Annotated in this window: 21 protein-coding genes and 1 riboswitch; of the genes, 4 read left to right on the plus strand and 17 right to left on the minus strand. The window is 50.8% G+C overall.

The window, feature by feature from the left end; all coding sequences use genetic code 11:
- Positions 1-241 precede the first annotated feature (241 nt).
- The 8 genes from WMO41_RS06785 to ribD form a co-directional block, all read right to left on the minus strand.
- Entirely contained in the window at positions 242-2,068 is a 1,827-nt protein-coding gene (locus tag WMO41_RS06785) for a putative bifunctional diguanylate cyclase/phosphodiesterase (protein ID WP_349229099.1), read from the minus strand.
- Between the two features lie 45 nt (positions 2,069-2,113).
- The gene (locus tag WMO41_RS06790) at positions 2,114-3,598 is read right to left on the minus strand and encodes an AAA family ATPase (protein ID WP_349229100.1); all 1,485 of its coding nucleotides are present in this window, start codon (positions 3,596-3,598) and stop codon (positions 2,114-2,116) included.
- Positions 3,599-3,704: 106 nt separating this feature from the next.
- Entirely contained in the window at positions 3,705-4,238 is a 534-nt protein-coding gene (locus tag WMO41_RS06795) for a DUF3877 family protein (protein ID WP_349229101.1), read from the minus strand.
- 76 nt (positions 4,239-4,314) lie between these two features.
- Entirely contained in the window at positions 4,315-4,725 is a 411-nt protein-coding gene (locus WMO41_RS06800; protein WP_349229102.1) for an ACT domain-containing protein, read from the minus strand.
- Positions 4,726-4,833: 108 nt separating this feature from the next.
- Entirely contained in the window at positions 4,834-5,301 is a 468-nt protein-coding gene (ribH, locus tag WMO41_RS06805) for a 6,7-dimethyl-8-ribityllumazine synthase (RefSeq protein ID WP_118532110.1), read from the minus strand.
- 89 nt (positions 5,302-5,390) lie between these two features.
- Positions 5,391-6,590, minus strand: a complete 1,200-nt coding sequence (locus WMO41_RS06810) for a bifunctional 3,4-dihydroxy-2-butanone-4-phosphate synthase/GTP cyclohydrolase II (protein ID WP_349229103.1) — start codon at positions 6,588-6,590, stop codon at positions 5,391-5,393.
- 101 nt (positions 6,591-6,691) lie between these two features.
- Positions 6,692-7,393 carry a riboflavin synthase gene (locus WMO41_RS06815; RefSeq protein ID WP_349229104.1) on the minus strand — a complete coding sequence of 234 codons (702 nt, stop codon included), beginning with the start codon at positions 7,391-7,393 and terminating at the stop codon, positions 6,692-6,694.
- Positions 7,374-8,477 carry a bifunctional diaminohydroxyphosphoribosylaminopyrimidine deaminase/5-amino-6-(5-phosphoribosylamino)uracil reductase RibD gene (gene ribD, locus WMO41_RS06820; protein WP_349229105.1) on the minus strand — a complete coding sequence of 368 codons (1,104 nt, stop codon included), beginning with the start codon at positions 8,475-8,477 and terminating at the stop codon, positions 7,374-7,376. Before ribD ends, WMO41_RS06815 begins: the two co-directional genes overlap by 20 nt.
- A 202-nt stretch (positions 8,478-8,679) precedes the next feature.
- Positions 8,680-8,794, minus strand: a riboswitch (FMN riboswitch).
- A 147-nt stretch (positions 8,795-8,941) separates the two neighbouring features.
- Here ribD and WMO41_RS06825 point away from each other — a divergent pair.
- Together WMO41_RS06825 and WMO41_RS06830 are read left to right on the plus strand one after the other, a co-directional pair.
- On the plus strand, positions 8,942-11,005 hold the full coding sequence (locus WMO41_RS06825) for a M28 family peptidase (protein ID WP_349229106.1): 2,064 nt from the start codon (positions 8,942-8,944) through the stop codon (positions 11,003-11,005).
- A gap of 41 nt (positions 11,006-11,046) precedes the next feature.
- On the plus strand, positions 11,047-11,682 hold the full coding sequence (locus WMO41_RS06830; protein WP_349229107.1) for a GNAT family N-acetyltransferase: 636 nt from the start codon (positions 11,047-11,049) through the stop codon (positions 11,680-11,682).
- A gap of 74 nt (positions 11,683-11,756) precedes the next feature.
- Here WMO41_RS06830 and WMO41_RS06835 read toward each other — a convergent pair whose 3' ends face one another.
- The 6 genes from WMO41_RS06835 to WMO41_RS06860 all read right to left on the minus strand — a co-directional run bounded on the left by WMO41_RS06835 (position 11,757) and on the right by WMO41_RS06860 (position 17,885).
- Positions 11,757-12,476 carry a transglycosylase domain-containing protein gene (locus WMO41_RS06835; protein WP_349229108.1) on the minus strand — a complete coding sequence of 240 codons (720 nt, stop codon included), beginning with the start codon at positions 12,474-12,476 and terminating at the stop codon, positions 11,757-11,759.
- Between the two features lie 211 nt (positions 12,477-12,687).
- On the minus strand, positions 12,688-13,254 hold the full coding sequence (locus WMO41_RS06840) for a chromate transporter (RefSeq protein ID WP_349229109.1): 567 nt from the start codon (positions 13,252-13,254) through the stop codon (positions 12,688-12,690).
- Positions 13,255-13,818 (minus strand): chromate transporter, encoded by a 564-nt coding sequence (locus tag WMO41_RS06845; RefSeq protein ID WP_349229110.1) that lies wholly within the window; start codon positions 13,816-13,818, stop codon positions 13,255-13,257.
- A 14-nt stretch (positions 13,819-13,832) separates the two neighbouring features.
- Positions 13,833-14,360: an anaerobic ribonucleoside-triphosphate reductase activating protein gene (nrdG, locus tag WMO41_RS06850; RefSeq protein WP_349229111.1), complete on the minus strand. Its 528-nt coding sequence runs from the start codon at positions 14,358-14,360 to the stop codon at positions 13,833-13,835.
- A gap of 17 nt (positions 14,361-14,377) precedes the next feature.
- Positions 14,378-16,057 carry an ABC transporter transmembrane domain-containing protein gene (locus tag WMO41_RS06855; RefSeq protein WP_349229168.1) on the minus strand — a complete coding sequence of 560 codons (1,680 nt, stop codon included), beginning with the start codon at positions 16,055-16,057 and terminating at the stop codon, positions 14,378-14,380.
- Between the two features lie 76 nt (positions 16,058-16,133).
- Entirely contained in the window at positions 16,134-17,885 is a 1,752-nt protein-coding gene (locus WMO41_RS06860) for an ABC transporter ATP-binding protein (RefSeq protein ID WP_349229112.1), read from the minus strand.
- Between the two features lie 172 nt (positions 17,886-18,057).
- Between WMO41_RS06860 and WMO41_RS06865 the strand changes: the two genes are divergently transcribed.
- Complete coding sequence (locus WMO41_RS06865; protein WP_349229113.1) at positions 18,058-18,894, plus strand: YihY/virulence factor BrkB family protein; 837 nt, start codon at positions 18,058-18,060, stop codon at positions 18,892-18,894.
- Here WMO41_RS06865 and WMO41_RS06870 read toward each other — a convergent pair.
- Positions 18,891-19,370 carry an NUDIX hydrolase gene (locus WMO41_RS06870; protein ID WP_349229114.1) on the minus strand — a complete coding sequence of 160 codons (480 nt, stop codon included), beginning with the start codon at positions 19,368-19,370 and terminating at the stop codon, positions 18,891-18,893. The two genes, WMO41_RS06865 and WMO41_RS06870, sit on opposite strands and share 4 nt — an antisense overlap.
- 97 nt (positions 19,371-19,467) lie before the next feature.
- Positions 19,468-20,283, minus strand: a complete 816-nt coding sequence (locus tag WMO41_RS06875; RefSeq protein ID WP_349229115.1) for a succinylglutamate desuccinylase — start codon at positions 20,281-20,283, stop codon at positions 19,468-19,470.
- Positions 20,284-20,429: 146 nt separating this feature from the next.
- Between WMO41_RS06875 and WMO41_RS06880 the strand changes: the two genes are divergently transcribed.
- Positions 20,430-21,305: a LysR family transcriptional regulator gene (locus tag WMO41_RS06880; RefSeq protein WP_349229116.1), complete on the plus strand. Its 876-nt coding sequence runs from the start codon at positions 20,430-20,432 to the stop codon at positions 21,303-21,305.
- Positions 21,306-21,323: 18 nt separating this feature from the next.
- Here WMO41_RS06880 and WMO41_RS06885 read toward each other — a convergent pair whose 3' ends face one another.
- Positions 21,324-23,735 carry an ATP-dependent DNA helicase gene (locus tag WMO41_RS06885; protein ID WP_349229117.1) on the minus strand — a complete coding sequence of 804 codons (2,412 nt, stop codon included), beginning with the start codon at positions 23,733-23,735 and terminating at the stop codon, positions 21,324-21,326.
- Positions 23,736-23,743 lie beyond the last annotated feature (8 nt).

Consider the following 23,743-nt stretch of genomic DNA (forward strand, 5'->3'; position numbering starts at 1 on the left):
GGATGGGGGCGAAATCACAACCGATTTCGCCCCCATTTGGGCATAAAGCAGGGCTGCCGCCCAGCAAAAAATATTTGATAGTGCGACAGACCCTTTCGTGTTTTCAGGATATTATGTTATCGTGGAAAAATGGATGAAAAATATGGATTTGGGGACTATAAAAGTCGCCTTGACTTAATGTACTTCGTGTACTGCTCGGCGACTTTTTTTCATGCCAGTATATGTGTTCACCAGGTTCCGCTTACTGGTCCAGCAGGGTCTCAAATTCCTTTAACGGCATTGGCTTTGCGTAATAAAAGCCCTGGAAAAAGTCGCAACCGTGTTCTTTCAGAAATGCCGCCTGCTCTTTGGTCTCTACGCCCTCCGCAATGACTTTCATATCAAGCCGGTGGGCCAGCTCAATCAGGGACATGAGAATATGGTCTGTCTTTTTGCTGGTTCCAATCCGCTGTACAAACCCCATATCCAGTTTGATGATATCAAATTCATAGTCCCGCACTGTGCTGAAGGAAGAAATTCCACTGCCAAAATCATCAATCAGAATCTTTGCGCCTTCCTTCTGCAGGTTTGTCAGGAAACGGACTCCGTTATCCGAAATGTCTGCGTACGCGGATTCTGTCAATTCATAATGGAACATATTGATCGGAATTTTCTTCTCTGCGAGATTATCCCAGATTCGTTTCATAAAATGATCATCCATCAGGTCCATACGGGATAGATTCACAGCCACCGGGACTACCTTCCGGCCCTCACGATAACGTCTTGCAATTGCCTCCTGAACAGTCTGATTGACAAAGGCATCCAGCTTGGTAATATGTCCGCTGTCCTCCAGCACCGGAATGAAACGGCCAGGCAGCACCGGCTTCTGGTTGTCTGGAATCCAGCGTACCAGCGCCTCAGCCGCCACAATTTCTTCTGTTTTCGCGTCATAGACCGGCTGGTAATACACACAGAACTCCTGCTTTTCGATGGCCTGCTCCAGATTGATCATGACCCGACTGTTTCCTTCGTATTCCAGCTTCATTTTTTCGTTATAAACGGCATACGGTCTCACATACTGGTTGGAAATATAGTTCTTGGCCAGCTTGGCGCAATCACACATATCGGATACGCTTAAATCACACTGCTCCGGAATATAATAAATACCACATCTTTCATGGAGTTCAATCTGAGTGTTGCCATCGCGGTAAGAATAATGCAAAAGCTCCGTCAGCTGTTCCAGATTCAGGTATTTCACATTGACCAGCGCAGCAAAGCGGTCCGCTTCCATGCGCGCTGTAATCAGCGGATTTAAGAAGCTTTTCTGGATCAGTTCCACGATCTTCTTTAAAATCCTATCTCCGGTATCGTAGCCAAACAGATCGTTGATTGCTTTAAAGCGCTGAATATTGAAAAACAGGATTGCATAGGAATCTCCAGTTTTCTGATGCAGGATTTTTTCCGCATGCCGGAAAAATCCCGCGCGGTTTGGGATTCCCGTCAGAACGTCTGTCTCCAGTTCCTGCGTCATATCATCCGCCACAAGCAAAAGCATATTTTCGGAGCGGTCAAGCCAGTAGCAGGTATAGCGTTCTGTCATATTTTTGATACTGCGCACCGTAAAAGAAAACTGTCCCTGTTTTTCCATGGTTTTTCTTAAGAAATCCAGATCTGTACAGGAAAGGAAACGTTCCTGGTCATTCGGATGAATATGCCGGCTGACAAACAGCTCCGTAATTTCTTCATAGGGATAATTTTTCCGTTCTTCCAGGGAAAGTCCCTTCATCCGGCAGCAGCGTAAATTGGCGATCTTCCGGTCCAGGCTGATCACGCTGAGGAGCATATAGTCCTTCTGATACAGAATATCGTTGGTAATGCTGTCAAGATATTCCTGGGCGATATCTTCCAGGAACATCTGGGCCTCCACATGCCCTGTCTGGCTGTTTTCAAAGAGATAGATGCTCACTTTATCAACCAGCATCATATCCCGTTTTACCAGATGACACTGATACACTAAAAGCTGTCTTCCCTGTTCAAATGCATGCAAAAGAGACTGACTGCCAAGCTTCTGTTTCATGGCTTCCAGCATATTCGGAGTTGAGGCGTAGGCATAAAGATGCCGTTCCTGCCACGGCTATCCGAGCAGTTCCATAACCATCTTCCGGTTAAAGACTACTTCCGATACGTGATCCACCTCAATCTGGTACAGCGCGTTGGCCGCGATGTGCTCTGCTGCCTGCTCCAGGTCTCGGATTCCACTGGTTCCCGCGAAAAATTCCACCACGGCATCCAGTCCGTCCGGCGCTACCACACACTCACCGTCTTTCAGTCCCATGCGCTTTAAGACCTTCGGAAGCGCAAACCGGGAGAAGATAATTTTCTTCTCTTCTGCCGTGTAGTCCGGAATATCGATCACCGCAAAACGTGACATGAGTGGCGCGCTGATCTGGGATTTATCGTTGGCCGTCGCGATTGGGTACACGCCCACAGTGGGAATCATACATTCCATGTAGTTATCGGTAAAGCCCAGGTTATCCAAAAGGGTTAAGAGTACATCGGCCGGACTGCCGTTGCCCTTGCCGGAAGCAGCTTTATCCAGCTCATTGATGATAAATACCAGATTGGACTCTCCCGCCATGGAAAAGGCATCCATGATGATGCCAGGCTTTGCGTTGGCATAGATACGGGAGCTTCCCGTAAGCTGTTCCGGATCGTTGATAGAGCTCATATCCAGCGTCGTCCACGGCAGTTTCAGGATCCGCGCCACCGCATAGGCAATCTGGGATTTACCGGTTCCCGCCGGGCCCACTAACAAAAGGCCATACGCCGGAAGCGTATGAGTCCGGTTGATCTGGATGATGGTCTCAATGATACGCTGTTTTACCCGTTCCATGCCGTAAAGTTCCTCATCCAGAATCCGGCGGGCCTCGTTCGGGTCAATGGACTCAAAATAATTGCTCTTCCACTGCACATTCATCATGATGGAAAGAGCACGCTGGGCATGACGGCGCTCCTCCGGAGATACCTCATGGGAACGCGCTACCGCCAGGTTTCTTCTGGCCCAAAGGCGGATGTTGTCCGGTAAGGTTCTTCCCGCGCAGTTCATAAAATCCGTGATGCTCTGCAGGCTGGTGAGCTTCATGTCATCTCCGGCCTCCTCCAGGCTTTCATCGGCTTCCTCCTCGCCCGGCGCATCGCTTGCAAACAGGCGCTCGATCATAAACTGTAAAAATCCGTCCTCCGCGGACAGTTTGGTTCCGCCGCCAAAAGCCGTCTCGCGGATTTTGTAGACCGCATAACCCTCCGGGCGGTTTTCGCCCGACAGGCGTACACTGATGTGGTTTTCTCCCAGCCACTTTAAGAGGCTGACAAAACGGGCATCTATCTTTAAAATATCGGCGCTGATCGTGCCATCCTCCTCATGAAATTCAAAGGTGGTGCGCTTGACCGGATTCGTAAACATTCCACAGGAATGATGCTGCCATTTTCGCTTGCTGTTGTCCAGAATCAGAATCGGCTTCTCCGGAGAAGCTTCCGGCTCACTGGACTGAAATGTGGTATAGGTGCATTCTGCAGGGTTCTTTTTATCCGGCGCGTCATTGAAATCAAATACTGGCATACTCGTCCTCCCATTATCTCATGTATAATTATAGAAATAATTGCATATTTAATCACCATATCAGTGTAACACGGTTTTCCAGAATCAACAAGAAGTTCCGTACCTCCTAAAAATCAAAATCCGCGTAATCTTCCGGAAGGAAACGGTGATAAATGATATGACAGCCTTCATCTTTAAAGCAGTAATAATACGGATCGTTGGGGCCTTCTCCAAAGCGGATCAGAATGTCAAATTCCCCATTGTTCACCGGCTCCACCGTCACCGGCCAGGGCTGTTTCTCAAATAAGGCTTTGATCTCGTCCATCGTGCAGTCGTGGCGGCCCACCAGGTCCACCAGATCATGAATAAATTCATTCGGACTGGTATGTTCCTTCACATACACAACCCCCTCCTCCGGGATCAGAAAGCAGAAACGTTCCTTCTTTGCCGTAACGGCAACGCCTCCAAGATGCTCCTTTGTCTCCTCACCAAATTCAGACAGCAAGTCCAGCATCTCCTGTTCTCCCAGATCTGCTCCGGTCAGATGAACCAGGGAACTGAGCGGATAATACAGACGGATGCTTTCTTTCCGGTAACCAAGCTTCGCCTGCTCCTCTTTGATCATGTCGATGATGTTCTGTTCCAGTTTTTCAAATCTCATGTCTATTCTCCCGCAAACATCAAAAATGGGGATGTCCGGCTTTCGCTTACACATCCCTCATTTTTTTGATTCCATTTTATACTTCGGTCATCTGAAAGCCCTTCGCTGCCAGACATTTCTCTACAAACTCACAGTCATCGGTGTGGAGTACCATAACCGGCTTGCCGGACTGACGGTTAAAGGACAGATACTGGTAATTTACATTGATGTTGCTCTCCAGGAATGCAGCCAGCACCTTGTTTAAGCTTCCTACTTCATCCTCTACCTCAATGCCGAGCACATTGGTTAAACGGCATAAATATCCGGCTTTCTGTAAGATTTCCTGCGCCTTTTCCGGCTCGGTAACCACCATGCGGATGATGCCATATTCCGCACTGTCGTTGGTAACAGAACCAAGAATGTTGATCTGTGCCTCCGTCAGGATTCCGGTAACAATCTTTAACGCGCCTTTTTTATTTTCTGCATAAACAGAGACCTGTTTTAACATTGCGTAATTCCTCACTTTCCAGTTCTATATTATCTATTGTAACCGAAAAATGAGATTCGTCAACTTTTTATTGCTTCACACCGTAAAAGCATCCGGCATCTCCATATTTTATGCTTCCAGAGCACGGATCAGGTTTACCATTTCGATGGCTCCGGTTGCGCACTCGTAACCCTTGTTTCCGGCCTTGCTTCCGGCACGCTCAATGGCCTGTTCAATGTTATCCGTGGTCAGTACACCAAACATCACCGGAATATCACTGTTTAAAGAAACATTCGCAATGCCCTTGGAAACCTCACTGCACACATAATCGTAATGGCTTGTGCTGCCGCGGATGACAGCGCCCACGCAGATCACTGCGTCATACTTTTTACTCTTTGCCATTTTCGAAGCGATCAGCGGAATCTCAAACGCGCCTGGCACCCAGGCCACATCAATGTCTTCCTCTTTCACGTCATGACGCTTCAGTCCGTCTAAGGCACCGCCCACCAGTTTTGAGGTGATGAACTCATTAAATCTTGCTGCCACGATTCCCACGCGGATTCCCTTTGCTACTACATTTCCTTCCAGTACTCTCATGATTTTCTTCCTCTTTCGCAACTGTTCAGTACCCTCACAGTTACTCTCTTTCTTCTATTAATAATATGTTTTTCTCAGATTCCCGTTTTTTAGTATCTCAGTAGATGTCCCATGCGCTGCTGTTTTGTCTTTAAATAGAACAGGTCATACTTTGTAGCGCTCATCTGAATCGGCACCCGCTCTTTGATGGCCATGCCAAACTCAGAAAGCTGATATACCTTATCCGGGTTGTTGGTGAGAAGGCGCATACTCTTCACGCCAAGATCTTTTAAAATCTGCGCTCCGATGTAATACTCCCGCTCATCTCCGGCAAAACCAAGCGCCAAATTGGCTTCCAGCGTATCCATGCCCTGCTCCTGCAGTTCATAGGCCTTCAGTTTATTGATCAGGCCAATTCCACGGCCTTCCTGCCGCATATAAAGGAGAATTCCGCGGCCCTCTTTTTCAATCTGGGTCATGGCTGCTGCAAACTGCTGCCCGCAGTCACAGCGCAGGGAACCAAAGGTATCACCGGTCAGGCATTCCGAATGAATGCGGGCAAGAACATCCTCTCCATCTCCGATTTCGCCCTTTACCAGTGCCACATGATGTTCTCCGTTTAAACGGTTCACATAACCGTATGCGGTAAATTCCCCGTATTTGGTTGGCATCCGGGTTACCGTCACCCGGTCCACCAGCTTCTCATGGCATTTCCGGTACGCCTGCAAAGCCTGGATGGTGATGAATTTCAGATCCCATTTCCGTGCCAGCTCCTGCAGTTCCGAAGTCCGCATCATCGTGCCGTCTTCCCGCATGATTTCGCAGCAGAGCCCACATTCTTTTAAGCCTGCCAGGCGGCAGAGGTCTACAGTGGCCTCCGTGTGTCCGTTGCGCTCCAGCACTCCGTTTTTCTTTGCCACCAGCGGGAACATATGTCCCGGCCTGCGGAAATCCTCCGGTTTCGCGTCCTCTGCCACACAGCGCAGGGCCGTCACAGACCGCTCCGCCGCGGAAATACCGGTCGTGGTATCCACACAGTCAATGGAGACGGTAAAGGCTGTCTCATGATTATCTGTGTTGTTGGAGACCATCTGGGGGAACTGAAGCTTTGCTGCGTATTCCGCAGACATGGGCATGCAGATCAGGCCTTTTCCATGCGTCGCCATAAAGTTAATGTTTTCTGTGGTGGCAAACTCTGCCGCGCAGATAAAATCCCCCTCATTCTCCCGGTCCGCATCGTCCGTAACCAGGATGATATGTCCTTTGCGAAGCTCCTCAAGCGCTTCCTCTACTGTATTGTACTGAGTCATTATGCTGTTCTCCTCTCTCCACATGTTTTCTGTCTTGTAACTGTTCAGTACCCTCACAGTTACTCTGTCTTCTATCTCTGCTGCCCGGGTTTTCTTTCTTGTCAAAATCCGTACTGAGCCAGGAACTCCTTCGTAATGCCCTGTCTGTCTGCACTTGTTTCCTGCTCTGTTTCCGGGTTCCTTTTTCCCACGGTATTCCGCTCCTCTTCCGTTTTCATCGGCTGCAGCAGCCGCTCCACATATTTCCCGATGATGTCCGTCTCCAGATTGACCAGGTCACCCGCTTTTCGTTCTCCCAGCGTAGTCACCGCATTCGTGTGGGGGATCGTGGAAACAGAAAAGCTGTCCGCTGCCACCGCTGCCACGGTCAGGCTGATGCCGTCTATGGTAATGGATCCCTTCTCCACAATATAGCGAAGAAGCTTGGGACTGGCAGTGATGGTGAACCACACCGCATTATCATCCCGCCGGATCTGCCGGATCGTTCCGGTTCCGTCCACATGTCCGCTCACAATATGTCCGCCGAACCGTCCGCCTGCCGCCATGGCCCGTTCCAGATTCACATGCATGCCCGGTTTTGCTCCTTTTAATGACGAGCGGTTTAAGGTCTCATGCATCACATCTGCCGTAAAGGCTGTTGTTTCCAGGCTGGTGACCGTCAGGCAGATCCCGTTTACCGCAATGCTGTCTCCCACCGCGGCATCGGAAAGCACTCGTTTCGCCTGAATCGTAAGCGCTGCCGAATGCGCGCCCCAGACGATTTTTTTCAGAATTCCGACCTCCTCAACAATTCCCGTAAACATCCTGCACCTCACTTTCGATCAGAAGATCTTCTCCCAAATGGCGGATTTCCTTTATCTTTAAGAGAACCGCTTCTGATGGATCCGCCACGCCCCGGCCTTCCACCGGAGTTTTGGCCTCCGCGCCGCCAAAGAGCTTCGGTGCCACATAGGCATGTACCTCCCGCACAATCCCGCACTTACAGGCCGCCCAATTTAAGGTGCCACCGCCCTCTAAGAGGATGCTGTCGATCTGGGCCTGCCCAAGCTTTTCCATAAGCGCGTTCAGATCTATATGCCCCTCAGCCTCTGGCAAGGCCAGAATCTGGCATCCGGCCTCTTCATAGGGTTGATACCGATTCCGGTCCGGCTCACAGACTGCCAGAATCGTAGGAATTTCTTTCGCCGTCCTTACAATCTGTGAAGTAACCGGCGTCCGCAAATGGGTATCACAGATGATTCTCACCGGGTTTCGACCGCCAGGCATCCGGCAGTTTAACATGGGATCATCCGCCAGCACGGTTCCAACTCCCACCATGATACCCCGGTATCGGTGCCGCTCCCGCTGGACATATGCCCTGGCCTCCTCCCCGGTGACCCACTTCGAGGCGCCGGTATAGGCCGCAATCTTTCCATCCAGAGTCATGGCATATTTCATGACTACATAAGGCGTTCTTTTGCGGATGAAATGGAAGAACACCGGATTTAACCGGTCGCATTCTTCCTTCAGCACATGGGTTTCTACAGTGATTCCCCGCTCCCGCAGATACCGGATTCCTTTTCCGGCCACCAGCGGATTGGGATCGTCAGAACCCACGAAGACTCTCCGGATGCCAGCCTGTACAATGGCCTCCACGCATGGTGGCTGCTTTCCGTAGTGGCAGCAGGGCTCCAGCGTTACATACAGGTCTGCACCCTCGGTCGGTTCCATACAGGCTTTCAGAGCATTCCGTTCCGCATGACATTCGCCGTATCTGGCGTGATATCCTTCGCCAATTACCCGTCCATCCTTCACAATCACAGCGCCCACCAGCGGATTGGGGCTGGTCCAGCCCTCTCCCTGTTTTGCCAGTTCGATGGCCCGGCGCATATAATCCTGATCTGTCAAGATTTCATTCCTCCCTTTTGATTTCAGGGTAAGAAAATTAAAAAGCAGACCCGAAAGTTTTATGCTTCAGGATCTGCTCTTTCTGTCTGTGTGCTTCCCATCCCCCGCAGACAACCCTTTATAGAACAAAAAAACTCTGGAACTTTCATTCCAGAGCGGTCATTCTATGGTGACACGGTACATTCTATGGAGAACGCACACTATCTTTCTTCTTTCATCCAGACTATACTGTCGGCTTCGGAATTACACCGAATCATGCCTTGCGGCCCGTGGGCTTTACCACCGGTGGAGAATTTCACTCCGCCCTGAAGACTTATTTGGTTTTGTTGGTTTGAATATTACCACTCAATTCACACAAAATCAAGTAGTTTTTTCATAATTTTTCTTTTTCTCCTTTTTTCTTTTCTCAGCAGCCAATCAGTGTTATAATCACTTTGACTGTAAAAGACGGAGGTTGTGCATACATGAACTTACAAGAATCCATTCTGAAAAACCTTGATATAGATTACTCCTACCAGCTGGCCAAGCGCATGGAGCAGTTTCGTACCAACCCGGTTCTGGGCTACCGCCCGGCCGGTTCCCGGGCTGAATTTGAGACCGGAGAAATGCTGAAACAGGAAATGGAAGCCATTGGCCTTTCTGATGTGAGAAAGGATGCCATCAAGGTCGATGGCTGGGAATTTAAAAAAGCAGTGCTCTCCTACACTGCGGCAGATGGCAGCCATTGTGAAATCCAGCTTGGTGCTTACCAGACCACGTTTGTCACCGACGGGCCAAAGGACTTTTCCCTGATGTATCTTGGAAAAGGAACTGCTGCGGATTATGAGGGCAAGGATGTCACCGGAAAGCTGGTTCTCGTGGATATCAACCAGCGGGATGAGTGGTGGATCAACTACCCGGTCTACCAGGCGCACTTAAAGGGCGCTGCCGCCCTCATTGCCGTGCAGAGCGGCGGCTACGGCGAGATCGATGACGAGGCGTTAAACGCCCAGGATATTGCCGGTCCGGAGGACGCTCCCGCTTTCTCCATTTCCAGAAAAGATTCCGATCCGTTAAAGGAACTTCTGGAACACACCCAGGAGATCACGGTAACCCTGGACGCGAACAGCCGCATCACCCGGGACTGCACCACCTACAACATTGTGGGAACCATCCCGGGAAAACACCCGGACCGCATGGTTCTGTTGTCCGCCCACTATGACTCCTATTTCAGCGGCTTTCAGGATGACAACACCGCCATTGCCCTGATGTTTGGCATCGCGAAAGCCCTGCTGGCAAGCGGTTTCAAGCCCAATAATACCATCGTGATCTGCGCTATGGCCGCAGAGGAATGGGGCGTTGTGGATTCCAACTTCGACTGGTCCACCGGTGCCTACGAACAAGTATTTACAGCGCACCCGGAATGGGTGGGAAAGGTTATTGCCGACTTAAACTTTGAGCTTCCGGCCCTGGCCCATGGCACCCGCGCCCGCATCCGCAGCTGCTACGAATATACCCGGTTCCTGGAGGAGTATTTATCCGAGCTTCCGGATCTGACCCGGGCTTACCCGGAGGAAACCCGCGTAACTTCTCCGATTGAAACCTGGTCCGATGATTTTTCCATGGCTATTGCCGGTATTCCGTCCATGGTCAATGACTTCACCGGCGGCAGCTTTATGGAGACCCATTACCATTCCCAGTTCGACAACGATGCCTTTTACGACGAACAGGTTTACCGGCTCCACCACGAACTGTTCGCCCTGCTGATCGCGGCTCTGGATGAAACCTGCGTCATTCCGTTATGCTCCGCTCCGGTCATGGAACGGGCTCTGGACGGCTACCATGCATCCAGCGACGTTCTCCGCCCCTTTGTTGCCATGGATCTCATCAGCCCTATGACACTGGCTTCTCTGGTAGAAAAAATTTCCGGACTGGAAAAGATGCTTGCTGACGCAAAGGATGTCGCAGAAAGCCGCTACGAATCCCGCAGGAGCTTAAATGACCGCTACCGTGCACTTTTATCTGAGAGTAAGGTGAAAGAAGCAGAACAGCTGTATCTGGAAGCCCGGGAAGCAGAGGAAGAAGCCCTGCGCCGCTTTAAATGCGCCCAGGATGAACTGGTACGCATCGACTGGTACGGCAACGTCCATTACCCGCATGAAATCCTGCTGCAGAACATCCGTCTGATCGGAGGCGCCATTGCGAACTTAAAAGAGCAGAATCTCTCCTCTGCCCTGAGAAAGCTCTATCAGGTAGACAACAATGCCTATGCCTTCATGTTCGATGAAGCGGTTTACAACCATTTCACCGATTACGTGTTAAATCAGCCGCAGGACCGCTTAAAATGGGGCTACAAACGCCTGATGCCACACGAAAACCTCTATGCGCTGGTAAAAGACCTGCTGCAGAAAAAAGAGGCCGACCCGGAAGAGATTTCCCTCTCCTGTGAGATCAGCCATCTGACCCGGATTTTCCAGGATCAGTGCCGTATGCTGATTCAGACCACCGACCAGATCCAGAGCCTGGTACACGACCAGTTTCTGATCTGAATAATACAGAAAGGACAGGCGAACGTTCGTCTGAACATACTATGGAAAGCGATAAACTATACCGCGTACAGCGAGAAGACCTGCCAAAGCTGGAGCAGCTTTTATATGCCTGCTTCAAGCATGACCCGCTCTATGAGACCCTGATTCCGGACCCGGAGGTCCGGGAACGCCTTATGCCGGAGCTCTTTCACTGCGATATGGATGAATTTTACGAGACCTGCGAGATTTTTTCCGACAGTGCCGATTTGAATGGCATTCTCGTGGTTTCTGACGAGGCTGAGCCCTACAATATCTTCCAGTTTTACTTTGCGGAAGCCCGGGCCACGCTCCAGACCGACACCTACCTCATCAAGGAGGATCACACTTTAAAGACCTTCCACAACTTCTTAAAGGGTGTGGACTACTTAAATTCCAGCTGGACCGACCAGCTTCATCAGAACCAGCGTCTCCACATCATCTATCTGGCAGTGGATCCAAACATGCAGCACCACGGCATTGCCGCCCGCCTTATGCAGGAAGCCATCGACTACGCCGACACCCACCGCATGATGATCTCCCTGGAGACCCACAACGAAAAGAACGTGGAGTTCTACCAGAATCTCGGTTTTAAAGTCTACGGAATCATGAAGCAGAACTTCCCATTAAAACAATACTGTATGATCCGGGAAATCCAGTAAAACATAATTCCCACACAACGGGAAGGGACTGACACAAAACGGGCGCCAGTCCCTTCCTTTCTCGGTGCGCTGGTTTAATTCAGAGCCACCAACTGCGCTGCCATAATCGTGGTCTCCTCCTCGGTAATGTATCCGCAAGCTTCCATACGGCTCAATACTTTCTGCTGACGTTTTTCCGCCAGTGCCAGGTTTTTACTAGGCGCGTATTTTGAAGGAGCGTTTGGAACTCCTGCCAGAAGCGTGCACTCATAATCATTCATCTCGGATGCCGGTTTTCCAAAATATCCTTCGCTGGCTTCACCGACACTGTAGTAGCCGTCTCCAAAGTAAATGCTGTTTACATAGAGCTCCAGGATTTCATCCTTGGTGTATTTCTGTTCGAGTTCCAGTGCCAGAAAGACTTCGGCTGCTTTGCGGTTCATAGTCTTTTCCTGAGAAAAGTACAGGTTCTTTGCAAGCTGCTGAGTGATGGTGCTTCCGCCCTCCACATAGCGTCCGGCCTTGATATCATTCACAACGGCCCGGCCGATGGCAATCAGGTCCAGCCCGAAGTGGTCATAAAACCGGTGATCCTCCACCGATACCACCGCCTGCACATAAGTCTCCGGCATATCTTCCAGGGAAGTAAAGCTCTCCTGGCTGCGAATTTCATTCACCTTCTCCTCCAGGCTCACTTCCTGCACTGCATTCTTATATAATCCATAGCCCTCTCCGGCTAAAGCAAATCCACATCCTGCCATGATCGTGCATGCAAATGCGAACACCCATTTTACAATTCGTTTTCCGTTCATCATAATATAAGCCCCCTCTTTCGTGCTGTCTGAATTCTGTCATCGTTTTCTTATGATAGAATTCTAGCATAAAGAGGGGGCTTAAGACTTTACCGTTCTCTTAGCGATTCTGACACTATTTCTACAATTCTGACGGAAATTGGAAGATTCTGACAAATTCCTTACAGCCCGTCAAGAGGACCTTTTGTTTTTGGGCACAGAATAAACACATTTCTCAGCCCCCAGCAATCAGGGCCGCCAGCACTTTCATAACTCCAGCCAGCACCATAACCAGGATCGGGTTCATCTTTCCTTTCTGCAACAGTACTACGCAGATCACAAAAATTCCCACCATGATCCAGTTGGTTCCGGCAAGGGCAATCTGTGCACTGCTGCCCCAGAAGGCATTGATCAGAATGGCAATACCGGCAGAACCGATCAGTGCCACCACCGCCGGTCTTAAGGACGCAAGCACACCCTGCAGCATTGCCATATTCCGGTACTTCAGATACAGCTTCGCAATCAGGGTAACAATGACGCAGGATGGCAGAATACAGCCCAGTGTCGCCACAAAAGCCCCGGGCACTCCGGCAATCTTTGTTCCGACAAAGGTGGCGGAGTTCACCGCAATCGGACCCGGTGTCATCTGGGAAATGGTGATCAGATCGGTAAATTCTGCCATGGTCAGCCACTTGTGGCCAGTCACCACCTGGCCTTGAATCAGCGGCATGGCCGCATAGCCGCCGCCGAAGCTGAACACTCCAATCTGGAGAAAGCTGATAAAAAGCTGAAGATAGATCATCTACGCTTCCCCCTTTCCGGCAAGCAGTGTCCGCGCCACGCCGAGAAGGCCGCAGGCAATCACCACATAAATAACATTGACTCCAAATACGCAGGAAGCCACAAAGGCACAGACCATGATCAGCATGGAGGCCTTATTTCTGCCATGAACGATACCAGCTCCCATCTCGTAGGTAACCGAGGCAATGACTGCTCCCACGCCGGACTGCATGCCCTGCAGCATCTGGCTTACAATAAAGTTGTCCTTTAGCAGATTGTAAAAGACCGAGATCACGGAAATGATCAGAAATGGCGGAATCACGGTTCCCAGAATCGCAATGACCGTTCCGGCCAGCCCGGCAAGCTTATAACCAACCACAATCGCTCCGTTGACCGCAATGGCCCCCGGAGAGGACTGGGCAATGGCAACCAGATCCAGCATCTCATCTTCCTCAATCCAGTGATATTCATCTACAAATTTTTTCTTCAGCAGCGAAACGATCACATACCCGCCGCCGAAGGTAAAGGCGCTTAAGTAAAGTGTGGAGACAAACAGTTTCCACAGCACCTTTCTCTTATTTTCCATATCAGGTACTCCCATTATCGGTACTGCTCCATCCAGACTGCTTTCCCGGCCGCAAGGGAACGCGGCACATCCAGAATCCGCTGGTTTTCGGATCCGCGGAATTTCAGGCTTAAGTTCTTTAAGTCCTCCACAAATTTCCCGTCCACCAGAACATCCAGAAGCGGCACCAGTTCTCTGGTCACTTCCGACTCCTTCATCATGCGTCCCAGAATATCCTTCTCGAAATCATATCCGGAAAAGCACCAGATGCTCTTTTCCGGGAAACGCTTTTTCAGTTCTTTCAAAAACGGCAGAAGCCCCGCCTGGTTTTCCGGCTCCATGGGTTCTCCGCCAAGCAAAGTGATACCCTCCATGTAGTCGTGATCCAGACAGGAAAAGATCTGTTCCCAGACCTCCTTTGTAAAAGGCTCTCCATATGCAAAATCCCATGCCTGGGCATTGAAACAGCCCTTGCAGTGGTGCCTGCAGCCGCTGACAAACAGCGACACCCGCACACCCGGGCCGTTGGCAATGTCCACCGGCTTGATGCTTGCGTAATTCATACTCGTCACACTCCTTATTATCCCGCGAACTGGCTGTTGTACAGGTTCGCGTAAAATCCGTTCTGGGCCAGCAGGGACTCATGGGTGCCCTGCTCAATGATGTGGCCGTCCTTCATCACCAGGATCACATCGGCCTCGCGAATGGTAGAAAGACGGTGCGCTACAATAAAGCTGGTGCGGCCCTTCATCATGGTGGCGAACGCCTTCTGAATGCGGATCTCGGTACGGGTATCGATAGAGGAGGTTGCCTCATCCAGGATCAGCATCGGCGGCAGGCACAGCATGACGCGGGCAATGCACAGAAGCTGCTTCTGTCCCTGGGACAGATTGCCTCCATCCTCGGAAATCACAGTGTCATAGCCCTGGGGCATACGCTTGATAAAGCTGTGGGCATGCGCCTCTTTGGCTGCCTGGATGATTTCTTCTTCGGTGGCATCCGGCTTGCCGTAGGCAATATTCTCCCGGATGGTTCCGGCCTTTAGCCAGGTTTCCTGCAGAACCATGCCATAATTGGTGCGCAGGCTCTTTCTTGTGACATGGCGGATATCTTCGCCAGATACCTTGATGGAACCGCTGACCACATCGTAGAAACGCATCAGCAGGTTGATCATGGTGGTCTTACCGCAGCCGGTCGGTCCGACAATGGCAATACGCTGGCCCGGCTTTACATCCAGGTTTAAATCCTCGATCAGGGAAGTATCCGGGGTATAGGAGAAGTTTACATGCTCCAGTTTTACGCTGCCGTCCACATTCTGAAGGTTGACTGCGTCAGCGTCCTCCGGGGTAAAGGGCGGCTCATCGATCAATTCAAACACACGGGCCGCGCAGGCTAACGCATTCTGCAGCTCGGTGACAACGCCGGAAATCTCATTGAACGGCTTGGTATACTGGTTCGCGTAGCTTAAGAACGCGGAAAGCTGTCCCACGGTAAGCAGGCCGCGGATGGCAGCGAACGCGCCGGCAACACCCACACTGGCATACACCATGCTGTTGACGAAACGGGTGGCAGGGTTCGTAATCGAAGAGAAAAAGATGGCACGCAGACTGTAGCCCTGAAGGCGTCCGTTAATCTCCTCAAAGCGCTTCTGCGCCTCATCCTGATAACCAAAGGCCTGTACTACTTTCTCGTTTCCCACCATCTCGTCCACCAGAGAAGTCAGCTCCCCTCTGGTCTGAGACTGGAGTTTGAACATGGAATAGGTTTTCTTTGCGATAAAGCTTGCCACAAACAGGGAAAGCGGGGTCACGCATACGACCACCAGGGTGATAAACGGGTTTACCACCAGCATAAAGCCCAGGGTTCCAAGAATGGTTAACACACCGGTAAAGAGCTGGGTAAAGCCCATCAGCAGTCCCTCAGAGAACTGGTCAATATCCGCGATGATACGGCTGATGATATCGCCATACTGATGGGAATCGATGTAGCTCAGCGGAAGAATCTCCAGATGGTTGAAGGCCCTGGTACGGATATCCTTTACGACCCGGTAGGTAATCTGGTTGTTGATGTGGTTCATGAGCCACTGGGCCAGCGCCGTAATGGCAATCACCACTGCGATCTTGCGAAGAATTGCAAACAGTCCGGCAAAATCCACATTGCCAGGACCCAGGATCAGGTCCACGCCCTCTCCCACCAGAATCGGCGCGTACAGGGTAGTGGCCACCGTCACGGCAGCCAGGACCAGAGACAGGACTACCATCCATTTGTAGCTTCCAATGTAGTCCAGGATCCGCTTTAAGGTTGATTTATGTTTTCCAATTTCAAGTTTAGCCACCTTACTGCACCTCCTCTTTAGAAAGCTGGGACAAGCAGATCTCGCGGTATACCTCACAGCTCTCAAACAGTTCTTCGTGGGTACCGATGCCCACTGTCGCGCCGTCATCCAGCACGACAATCTGGTCCGCATGACGGATCGTGGTCGCACGCTGGGATACGATGAATACCGTCATATCCTTTGTGCCCTTCTGGATGGCCATACGAAGTTTTGCGTCTGTCGCGAAATCCAGTGCGGAAGCACTGTCATCCATGATCAGGATCTCCGGCTCGCGCACCAGGGCACGGGCAATCGTCAGACGCTGTTTCTGTCCGCCGGATAAATTCTTTCCGGCCTGGTCAATGTAAAGATCCAGTCCCTTTTCCTTGCTGTCCACAAACTCGCGGGCCTGGGCAATGTCCAGGGCACGGTAAATTTCCTCATCGGTGGCATCTTTTTTGCCCCACTTCATGTTCTCACGCAGGGTGCCCTTAAAAAGAATTGCCTTCTGCGGAACCACGCCAATCTTTTCCCGCAGGGTTTCCAGACGGTAATCCTTTACGTTTACGCCGTCCACCAGAACCGCACCCTCGCGCACATCATAGAAACGCGGGATCAGGTTTACAAGGGATGATTTTCCGGAACCGGTACCGCCGATGATGCCGATGGTCTGTCCCTTCTTGACGGTCAGGCTGATGTCCGTTAAGGAATCTGCCTTGGCACCCTTGTAAAGGAAGTTTACATGGTCAAACTGTACCTTGGCCGGTATGTCTGCTCCCTCTGCAATTGCTGCCGGAACCTGTTCCATACCCTTAGCCGGGCTGACAATACTGCTCTTTTCCTCCAGCACATTGCTGATACGGTTGGCACAGGCCAGCGCCTTGGAGATGGAAACGATCAGGTTTGCCATCTTAATCAGTTCTACCAGAATCTGGGACATGTAGTTTACAAGCGCTACCGTTTCACCCTGGGTGATGATGCCTGCATCTACCTGTTTTCCGGAGATCCACACCACTGCAATGATGGAAAGATTCACCACCACATAAGTCAGCGGGTTCATCAGCGCGGAAATCTTGCCGACAAAGACCTGAAATTTCACAAGAAGTCCATTGGACTCATCGAAGTTCTGAATCTCATCTTCCTGGCGGTTAAAGGCACGAATTACCCGGGCGCCGGTTAAGTTCTCGCGGGTTGCCTGGGTCACATGGTCTAACTGCTTCTGCACCTTTTTGTACAGCGGCATGCTGATGGCCATGATGCCGAATACGATCACAGAAAGCACCGGAATGGCAACCACAAAGACCATGGCTGCCTTTGCGTTTACGGTAAAGGCCATGATCATGGCACCAAATACGATGAACGGGGAACGCAGGAGCAGACGCAGCGTTAAGTTCACGCCAGACTGCACCTGGTTGATATCGCTGGTCATACGGGTGATCAGCGTGGATGTTCCGATGGTATCCTGCTCACTGTAGGATAGGCCTCCAATGTGGGCAAACAGGTCATTCCGCAGACCGGTGGCAAAGCCAACTGCTGCCTTTGCCGCAAAGTACTGTGCCGTGATGGAACAGGTCAGGCCGATCACTCCCAGTAGTACAAGGAGTCCGCCCATTCTCAGAATGTAGCCTGCATCCTGGTTTTTGATACCCACATCCACGATCTGGGCCACAACCAGCGGCACAAACAATTCAAAACTGGCTTCCAGCATTTTAAAGAGAGGGGCCAGCACCGACTCTTTTTTGTAGGCGTTTAAATAACGCAGCAACCTCTTCATGGTAAACCTCCCGGTGTCATAGGTTTTTCATTTTGTAATTCACACAAAACATACCGAATTATTATACCACATCTTTCCATCATCCACAAGAATCCGTACGGCTCTCCTTGCCATATTCCGACGCCCATGCTACTATGGTAAAAGGTAAGACTTCAGAAAGGAAACGCTTTTTATGATTTCTTTTTTCTTTCACTGCAAACAGATCTGGGACCGGTGCGTAAAGGATGAGATCACCGTGTACGCGGCGCAGGCATCCTTCTTTATTGTAACCGCATTTTTCCCCTTTATCATGCTGCTTCTGACCCTGATCCAGTTTCTGCCCAATGTCGGGAAATCCGACCTGCTCTCTGTCATGGTGCGGATTATGCCGCAGATGCTGCATTCCCTGGTAGTCAGCATTGTCGATGATCTCTACATCAAATCTCCGGGAACCATTCTGTCTGTAACCGCGCTGACCGCCCTCTGGTCCGCTTCCAAGGGAATGCTTGGCATTGAGCGGGGCTTAAACCGCATTTACGGAGACTTTAAACACCGCAATTACATTTTACAGCGGCTGCTTTGCTCCTTTTACACGCTGATCTTTATGCTGGTCTGTGTCATGTCCCTGGTGCTTCTGATCTTCGGCAAAAACATTGAGCACCTGCTGTTTCGTTTTCTCCCGATCCTGGCACCTACGGCCCGCGTTGTCATCAGCCTGCGCTTTCTCTTTGCTATGGCTGTGTTCCTGCTTACCTTCGTGGGACTCTACACCATTGTTCCTTCCAGAAAGCAAAAACCGCGGCAGCAGCTTCCGGGAGCTGTCTTTACCGCGGTCGGATGGCTGGCATTTTCCTATGCCTTTTCCATTTATTTTACGCATTTCAGCAATTTTTCCTATATGTACGGAAGCCTGACAGCCATTGTCCTGCTGATGCTGTGGCTCTACATCTGTATCTGCATCCTGTTTATCGGGGCAGAGTTAAACGGATTTTTAAACCTGGAACATGTTCTGTTACGAAGCCGCTCCTAAATCGGGAGCGGTTTTCCATTCAGGGCGGCAGATAGCAGGCCGCCGTGTCCGTCATAGACCAGCTTCAGGGAGAAAAACGGGATCCCATCATTCAGCAGTTTCAGAAAAATCTTATCGCCTTCCCAGATATTTAACTTCAGCACATCTTCTTTAACCATCCATTCCAGCTGTCCCTCATTGCAGGGCACCGGGGTTCCGGTGAACCCATCAGCAGTGAACAGGGACATATACTCCGTCTCGCCGTCACCGGAAACAAAGGTCACAAGTCCGCGGAATTGCCAGGAAGTCAGCGTGTAGCCGGTTTCTTCCCGCACCTCACGCAGAAGACAGTCTTCCGGGCTTTCCTCCGCCTCAAAATGACCGCCCACTCCAATCCATTTATCTTTATTCAGATCATGTTTTTTCGATGTGCGGTGAAGCATCAGGTACTTTCCATCCTGCTCGATATAACATAATGTGGTAAGGTTTAAGGCCATATCACGTTTCCTCCTTTTATTCTGTCTTTCCACAGGCATTCCGGTAAAACTTCCACATCGGGATCACCCCTGTAATATCCGCGATCAGCCATCCGGTCTACTCATGCAGCCGCCGGATGATCTGAAAAACAATACTTTCCTCCTGAACCTCAGAAGCTCTGCGGGCGTAAAACACGATGCCGTCTGAAGGGGAAAGAATCTCACTGAGTATCTCCCCGTCAAATGGGTCGGTCAGCAAAGCCAGTACTTCCCCACGATGTACCTCGGTCCCGGGCTGCACCAGCCTGCGGTACAGCCCACTGTGATCACTCCGCACCGTACTCAGATCCTCCTCGCGGATCACACTTGCAATATACCCGCTGTGACTGGTATAGCGCAGCACGCCCATGCGGGTCAGAAAACGAAGAACTGCAGCCACTGCCCTTCGGGCCGCTTCCTCGTCAATCTGGTCTGCCTGTCCTGTATACACGCAAAAAACATTGGAACTCCTGTGATCTGGCCCCATATGTTCTTCCGCAGTCTCCTCTTCTTCTCTCTGACGGATCACCACATACGGATATCCGAACAGATTGGCCAGACTTGGATTCTGAAAACCGGCGTCAGAAATTTCTATATAAGGAACAGAATCTCCTTCGCGCTCCACTTCCTGAAATCGGATCACATAGCTGTATTCCTGTGTTTCCGGGCAGAACATTTCATTCACTTCCTGCGGTTGCGGAATGACAAGAATCTCATTGTCATGAACAATTGCGCCTTTCTCTTCCAACTCCCGGAGTTTTTTCACCAGGCTTGCGCAGACAAACCGCTGCTGTACCGACGATTCCCGGTCCGGTCCCAGAATGCAGGCAGATTTTTCTCCTTTTCCAAAATAAAAATGGCTGTTCTCCGGCTGTAATGGTACTTCTTTTCTCAATTTTCTCTTCACTCCTGTCGTAACACATCAATTTCCGTTATTTATGACAGATTAACGCCTTTCCCTCATTTTGTCAATTTGATTTCCTCTTTACAATTCATTATCTGCGTGATAGAATAGCCGTAGTTTTATAAGGAGGGCTAATATTGGATATCAATTACGAACTATATAAAGTATTTTATCATGTGGCAAACACCTTAAGCTTCTCGGAAGCCTCCAAGCAGCTGTTCATTTCCCAGTCCGCGGTCAGCCAGTCCATTAAGGTACTGGAAAAGAAGTTAAACCAGCCTCTTTTCATCCGCAGCACCAAACGGGTCCAGCTGACACCGGAGGGCGAGATCCTGTTAAAGCATATTGAACCGGCCATGAACCTGATCCGTCAGGGCGAGAACCAGCTTTTGGAAGCCAACACCTTAAACGGTGGCCAGTTGCGCATTGGTGCCAGCGATACCATCTGCCGATATTATCTGGTTTCTTATCTGAAAGATTTCCACCGGCGTTATCCGAATGTGCATATTAAGGTTACCAACCAGACATCCATTGCCTGCGCGAAGCTGCTGGAATCCGGTCAGGTGGATTTTGCCATCACCAACTATCCGAACTCTGGACTTTCCAACACCCAGAATGTGCGGATCATCCGGGAATTCAAGGACGTATTCGTGGCCAATGACGAATACAAAGAACTGAAGGGCAAAACCGTCAGCTTAAAAAACTTAAAGCAGTTCCCGATCCTGATGCTGGATCGCAAGAGCACCACCAGTGAGTTTCTGCACAGCATGTTCCAACGCCATCAGCTGGACCTGGTGCCGGAAATCGAGCTTTCCAGCAATGACCTCTTAATTGACCTGGCCCGCATTGGCCTGGGCGTTGCCTTCGTCCCGGATTACTGCATTCCGGAAAATGAACGCAGCCTCTTTAAGGTTCAGATTGAAGAAGAACTTCCTATCCGTCAGATTGTGGTAGCAAGCAATGACAGCCTGCCAATTTCCCAGGCTGCCAAGCAGTTTATGGAGATGCTATAACGCATCTCCTTTTTTATGTCAAACTTCCGCTTTTTCCTGTCCGGACATGGGTTCTCCCCCGCTTCTATCGGTCTGTTGGTTCTCCCAGAAATGTTTCAGCCACCCGCCCACGGTTTCCCGGGTCACCAGGCCATATTCGGACCACTCCCGCGGGAACAGTTCCTGGATTTCCGGCCGCAAGAACCGGTCATCTAAAAGCAGGATCACGCCCCGATCCTCGGCCGTGCGGATAACCCGGCCCGCCGCCTGCAGCACCTTGTTCATGCCCGGATACTGATAGGCATAGTCGTAGCCATTTTCTCCCTGCTCAGCAAAATACTGCATCAGAATTTCCTGCTCACTGCACACCATGGGAAGCCCGGTTCCCACAATGATCGTTCCTTCCAGACGTTCTGCCTTCAAATCGATTCCTTCCGAAAAAATTCCACCCAGCACACAGAGTCCCACAAAGGACTGTTCCCGCTTTTCTTCAAACAGTTCCAGAAAGCCTTCCCGTTCTTCTTCTGTCATGCGGTTTGTCTGCATCTGCCAGCGAAAACTCCCGTCATACCGCTCATCCAGAAGCTGCTCCACCGCCTCCATATAACGATAAGAAGGAAAAAACACCATATAATTTCCCACATGGCTGTGGGCCAGCTCCGTGATATAATCCGCCACCTTGCCAAATTCCGTGCGATTTCTGCGGGTGTAGCGGCTGCTGACATCCTTCGCCACCAGAATCAGCCGCTTTTCACTGTCAAATGGCGAATTGGCATAAACTGCATAATCCTCCGTGTTACCGCTCAGCAGCTTCTTATAATAGACCACCGGAATCATGGTGGCGGAAAAGAAAATTCCAGCGATTCCCTTCTCCAGACAGGCATTTAAGCACCGGGACGGATCAATGCAGAACAGATACAGCCGGAAGTTTCCATCCTCCCCCAGTTCTGTATAGATCTGGTAATGGTCATCCAGCCCATCATACATATTCAGAAAATGCCGCAGGTCAAAATAAAACTGCAGCACCAGATCCCGGTCCGGGAATTCCTTCTCTTCCTCCAGAAACGGCTCAAACTCTCCCATCACGGTCAGCAGATTCGATACCAGAAGGTTCACATCCGGCAATACCCGGTACTCTGCCGATTCCCGTTTCAGTTCCAGCAGATTCCGGTTGCAGCGCTCCAGTTCCCGCGCAAGCTTCCCGGAACGCCCCTTGATCAGCTTTTTCACCAGCAGGATATCTTCCTTTACCAGGCAGGCGCTGAACATCTCCCTCGCCCGGCTCACCAGATTGTGGGCCTCATCCACCAGAAACAGATAATCTCCCTGGTTGCCCTCCGCAAAATACCGTTTCAGCCTTGCATTCGGGTCAAACACATAATTGTAATCGCAGATAATGCCATCCGCCCAGCTGCTGATGTCCAGACAGAACTCAAAGGGGCAGACCTGATACCGGTCCGCATAATCCAGAATGATCTCCCGGGTAATGCTCTGCTGCTCATGAATGATATCAAACACGGCGTCATTCACCCGGTCAAAATGTCCCTTCGCATAGGGACAGGCATCGGGATTGCACTCGGTCTTTTCCAGCGGGCAGAGCTTTTCCTTCGCCGTGATGGTCACCGTAGTAAACAGCATGCCACGCTCCCGAAGCAGCGCAAAGCAGTTTTCCGCCACACTACGGGTGATGGTCTTGGCCGTTAAGTAAAACAGCTTCTCCCCGTTCCCACTTCCCATGGATTTCAAGGACGGGTAAACCACGGAAAGTGTCTTGCCAATTCCCGTTGGTGCCTGAATAAACAGATTGCGTTTTCTGGCCAGCGCCCGGTACACCGACACCGCCAGTTCCTTCTGCCCGGCCCGGTATTCATATGGAAACTCCAGTTCCCGCAGGGATTCATCACGCCGCAGGGTATGGCGGTACAGATACTCGGCCCATTTCACATATTCATGGATCAGACCCTGAAACCATTCCTCCAGTTCTTCTCTTGTCTTCTCCTGCTTCAGACGGCGGATTTCCTCGGTTTCCAGGTTGCAGTAGGTGACCTGGATGGTGATGGCATCCACATTTTCATGGTCTGCACAGTACATATAGCCATAGCAGAGGGCCTGGGCCAGATGGACCGGAAGCGGCTCCTCTAACTGATGAATGTCCATATAGACGCATTTGATCTCATCAATCGTGACGCCGGAGACCGTCTCAATCACGCCGTCCGCCCGGCCCTCCACCAGAATTTGATATTCTTCCTGCTCCACTCTGTGCTTCATCGAGACTTCCGCATGATAATCCGCACCCTGGCGCTTCTGGATTTTCCGGTGCATGCGGCTGCCCGCCTGCATGGCATCCTTCTCTGCTGCGGAGGTTCTTCTATTATCAATATCCCCGCCCCGCATGACAAACTCTACCAGATTACGCACGGAAATACGGATGATACCCCGGTCAGCGCCCATGAAGCTTC

This window comes from Ventrimonas faecis (assembly GCF_040096075.1).
In the GTDB taxonomy this organism is placed as follows: domain Bacteria; phylum Bacillota; class Clostridia; order Lachnospirales; family Lachnospiraceae; genus Brotaphodocola; species Brotaphodocola faecis.

Excerpts from the sequence above, each read along its gene's own strand:
- WMO41_RS06785 (WP_349229099.1), bottom strand. The coding sequence starts at position 2,068 with ATGCTGGAAGCCATGAAACAGAAGCTTGGCAGTCAGTCTCTTTTGCAT.
- WMO41_RS06830 (WP_349229107.1), top strand. The coding sequence starts at position 11,047 with ATGGAAAGCGATAAACTATACCGCGTACAGCGAGAAGACCTGCCAAAG.
- WMO41_RS06885 (WP_349229117.1), bottom strand. The coding sequence starts at position 23,735 with ATGGGCGCTGACCGGGGTATCATCCGTATTTCCGTGCGTAATCTGGTA.
- ribH (WP_118532110.1), bottom strand. The coding sequence starts at position 5,301 with ATGAGAGTACTGGAAGGAAATGTAGTAGCAAAGGGAATCCGCGTGGGA.
- WMO41_RS06840 (WP_349229109.1), bottom strand. The coding sequence starts at position 13,254 with ATGATCTATCTTCAGCTTTTTATCAGCTTTCTCCAGATTGGAGTGTTC.
- WMO41_RS06810 (WP_349229103.1), bottom strand. The coding sequence starts at position 6,590 with ATGACTCAGTACAATACAGTAGAGGAAGCGCTTGAGGAGCTTCGCAAA.
- WMO41_RS06845 (WP_349229110.1), bottom strand. The coding sequence starts at position 13,818 with ATGGAAAATAAGAGAAAGGTGCTGTGGAAACTGTTTGTCTCCACACTT.
- WMO41_RS06835 (WP_349229108.1), bottom strand. The coding sequence starts at position 12,476 with ATGATGAACGGAAAACGAATTGTAAAATGGGTGTTCGCATTTGCATGC.
- WMO41_RS06855 (WP_349229168.1), bottom strand. The coding sequence starts at position 16,057 with ATGGTAGTCCTGTCTCTGGTCCTGGCTGCCGTGACGGTGGCCACTACC.
- WMO41_RS06795 (WP_349229101.1), bottom strand. The coding sequence starts at position 4,238 with ATGAGATTTGAAAAACTGGAACAGAACATCATCGACATGATCAAAGAG.
- WMO41_RS06800 (WP_349229102.1), bottom strand. The coding sequence starts at position 4,725 with ATGTTAAAACAGGTCTCTGTTTATGCAGAAAATAAAAAAGGCGCGTTA.
- WMO41_RS06865 (WP_349229113.1), top strand. The coding sequence starts at position 18,058 with ATGATTTCTTTTTTCTTTCACTGCAAACAGATCTGGGACCGGTGCGTA.
- nrdG (WP_349229111.1), bottom strand. The coding sequence starts at position 14,360 with ATGAATTACGCAAGCATCAAGCCGGTGGACATTGCCAACGGCCCGGGT.
- WMO41_RS06790 (WP_349229100.1), bottom strand. The coding sequence starts at position 3,598 with ATGCCAGTATTTGATTTCAATGACGCGCCGGATAAAAAGAACCCTGCA.
- WMO41_RS06825 (WP_349229106.1), top strand. The coding sequence starts at position 8,942 with ATGAACTTACAAGAATCCATTCTGAAAAACCTTGATATAGATTACTCC.
- WMO41_RS06815 (WP_349229104.1), bottom strand. The coding sequence starts at position 7,393 with ATGTTTACGGGAATTGTTGAGGAGGTCGGAATTCTGAAAAAAATCGTC.
- WMO41_RS06870 (WP_349229114.1), bottom strand. The coding sequence starts at position 19,370 with ATGGCCTTAAACCTTACCACATTATGTTATATCGAGCAGGATGGAAAG.
- WMO41_RS06860 (WP_349229112.1), bottom strand. The coding sequence starts at position 17,885 with ATGAAGAGGTTGCTGCGTTATTTAAACGCCTACAAAAAAGAGTCGGTG.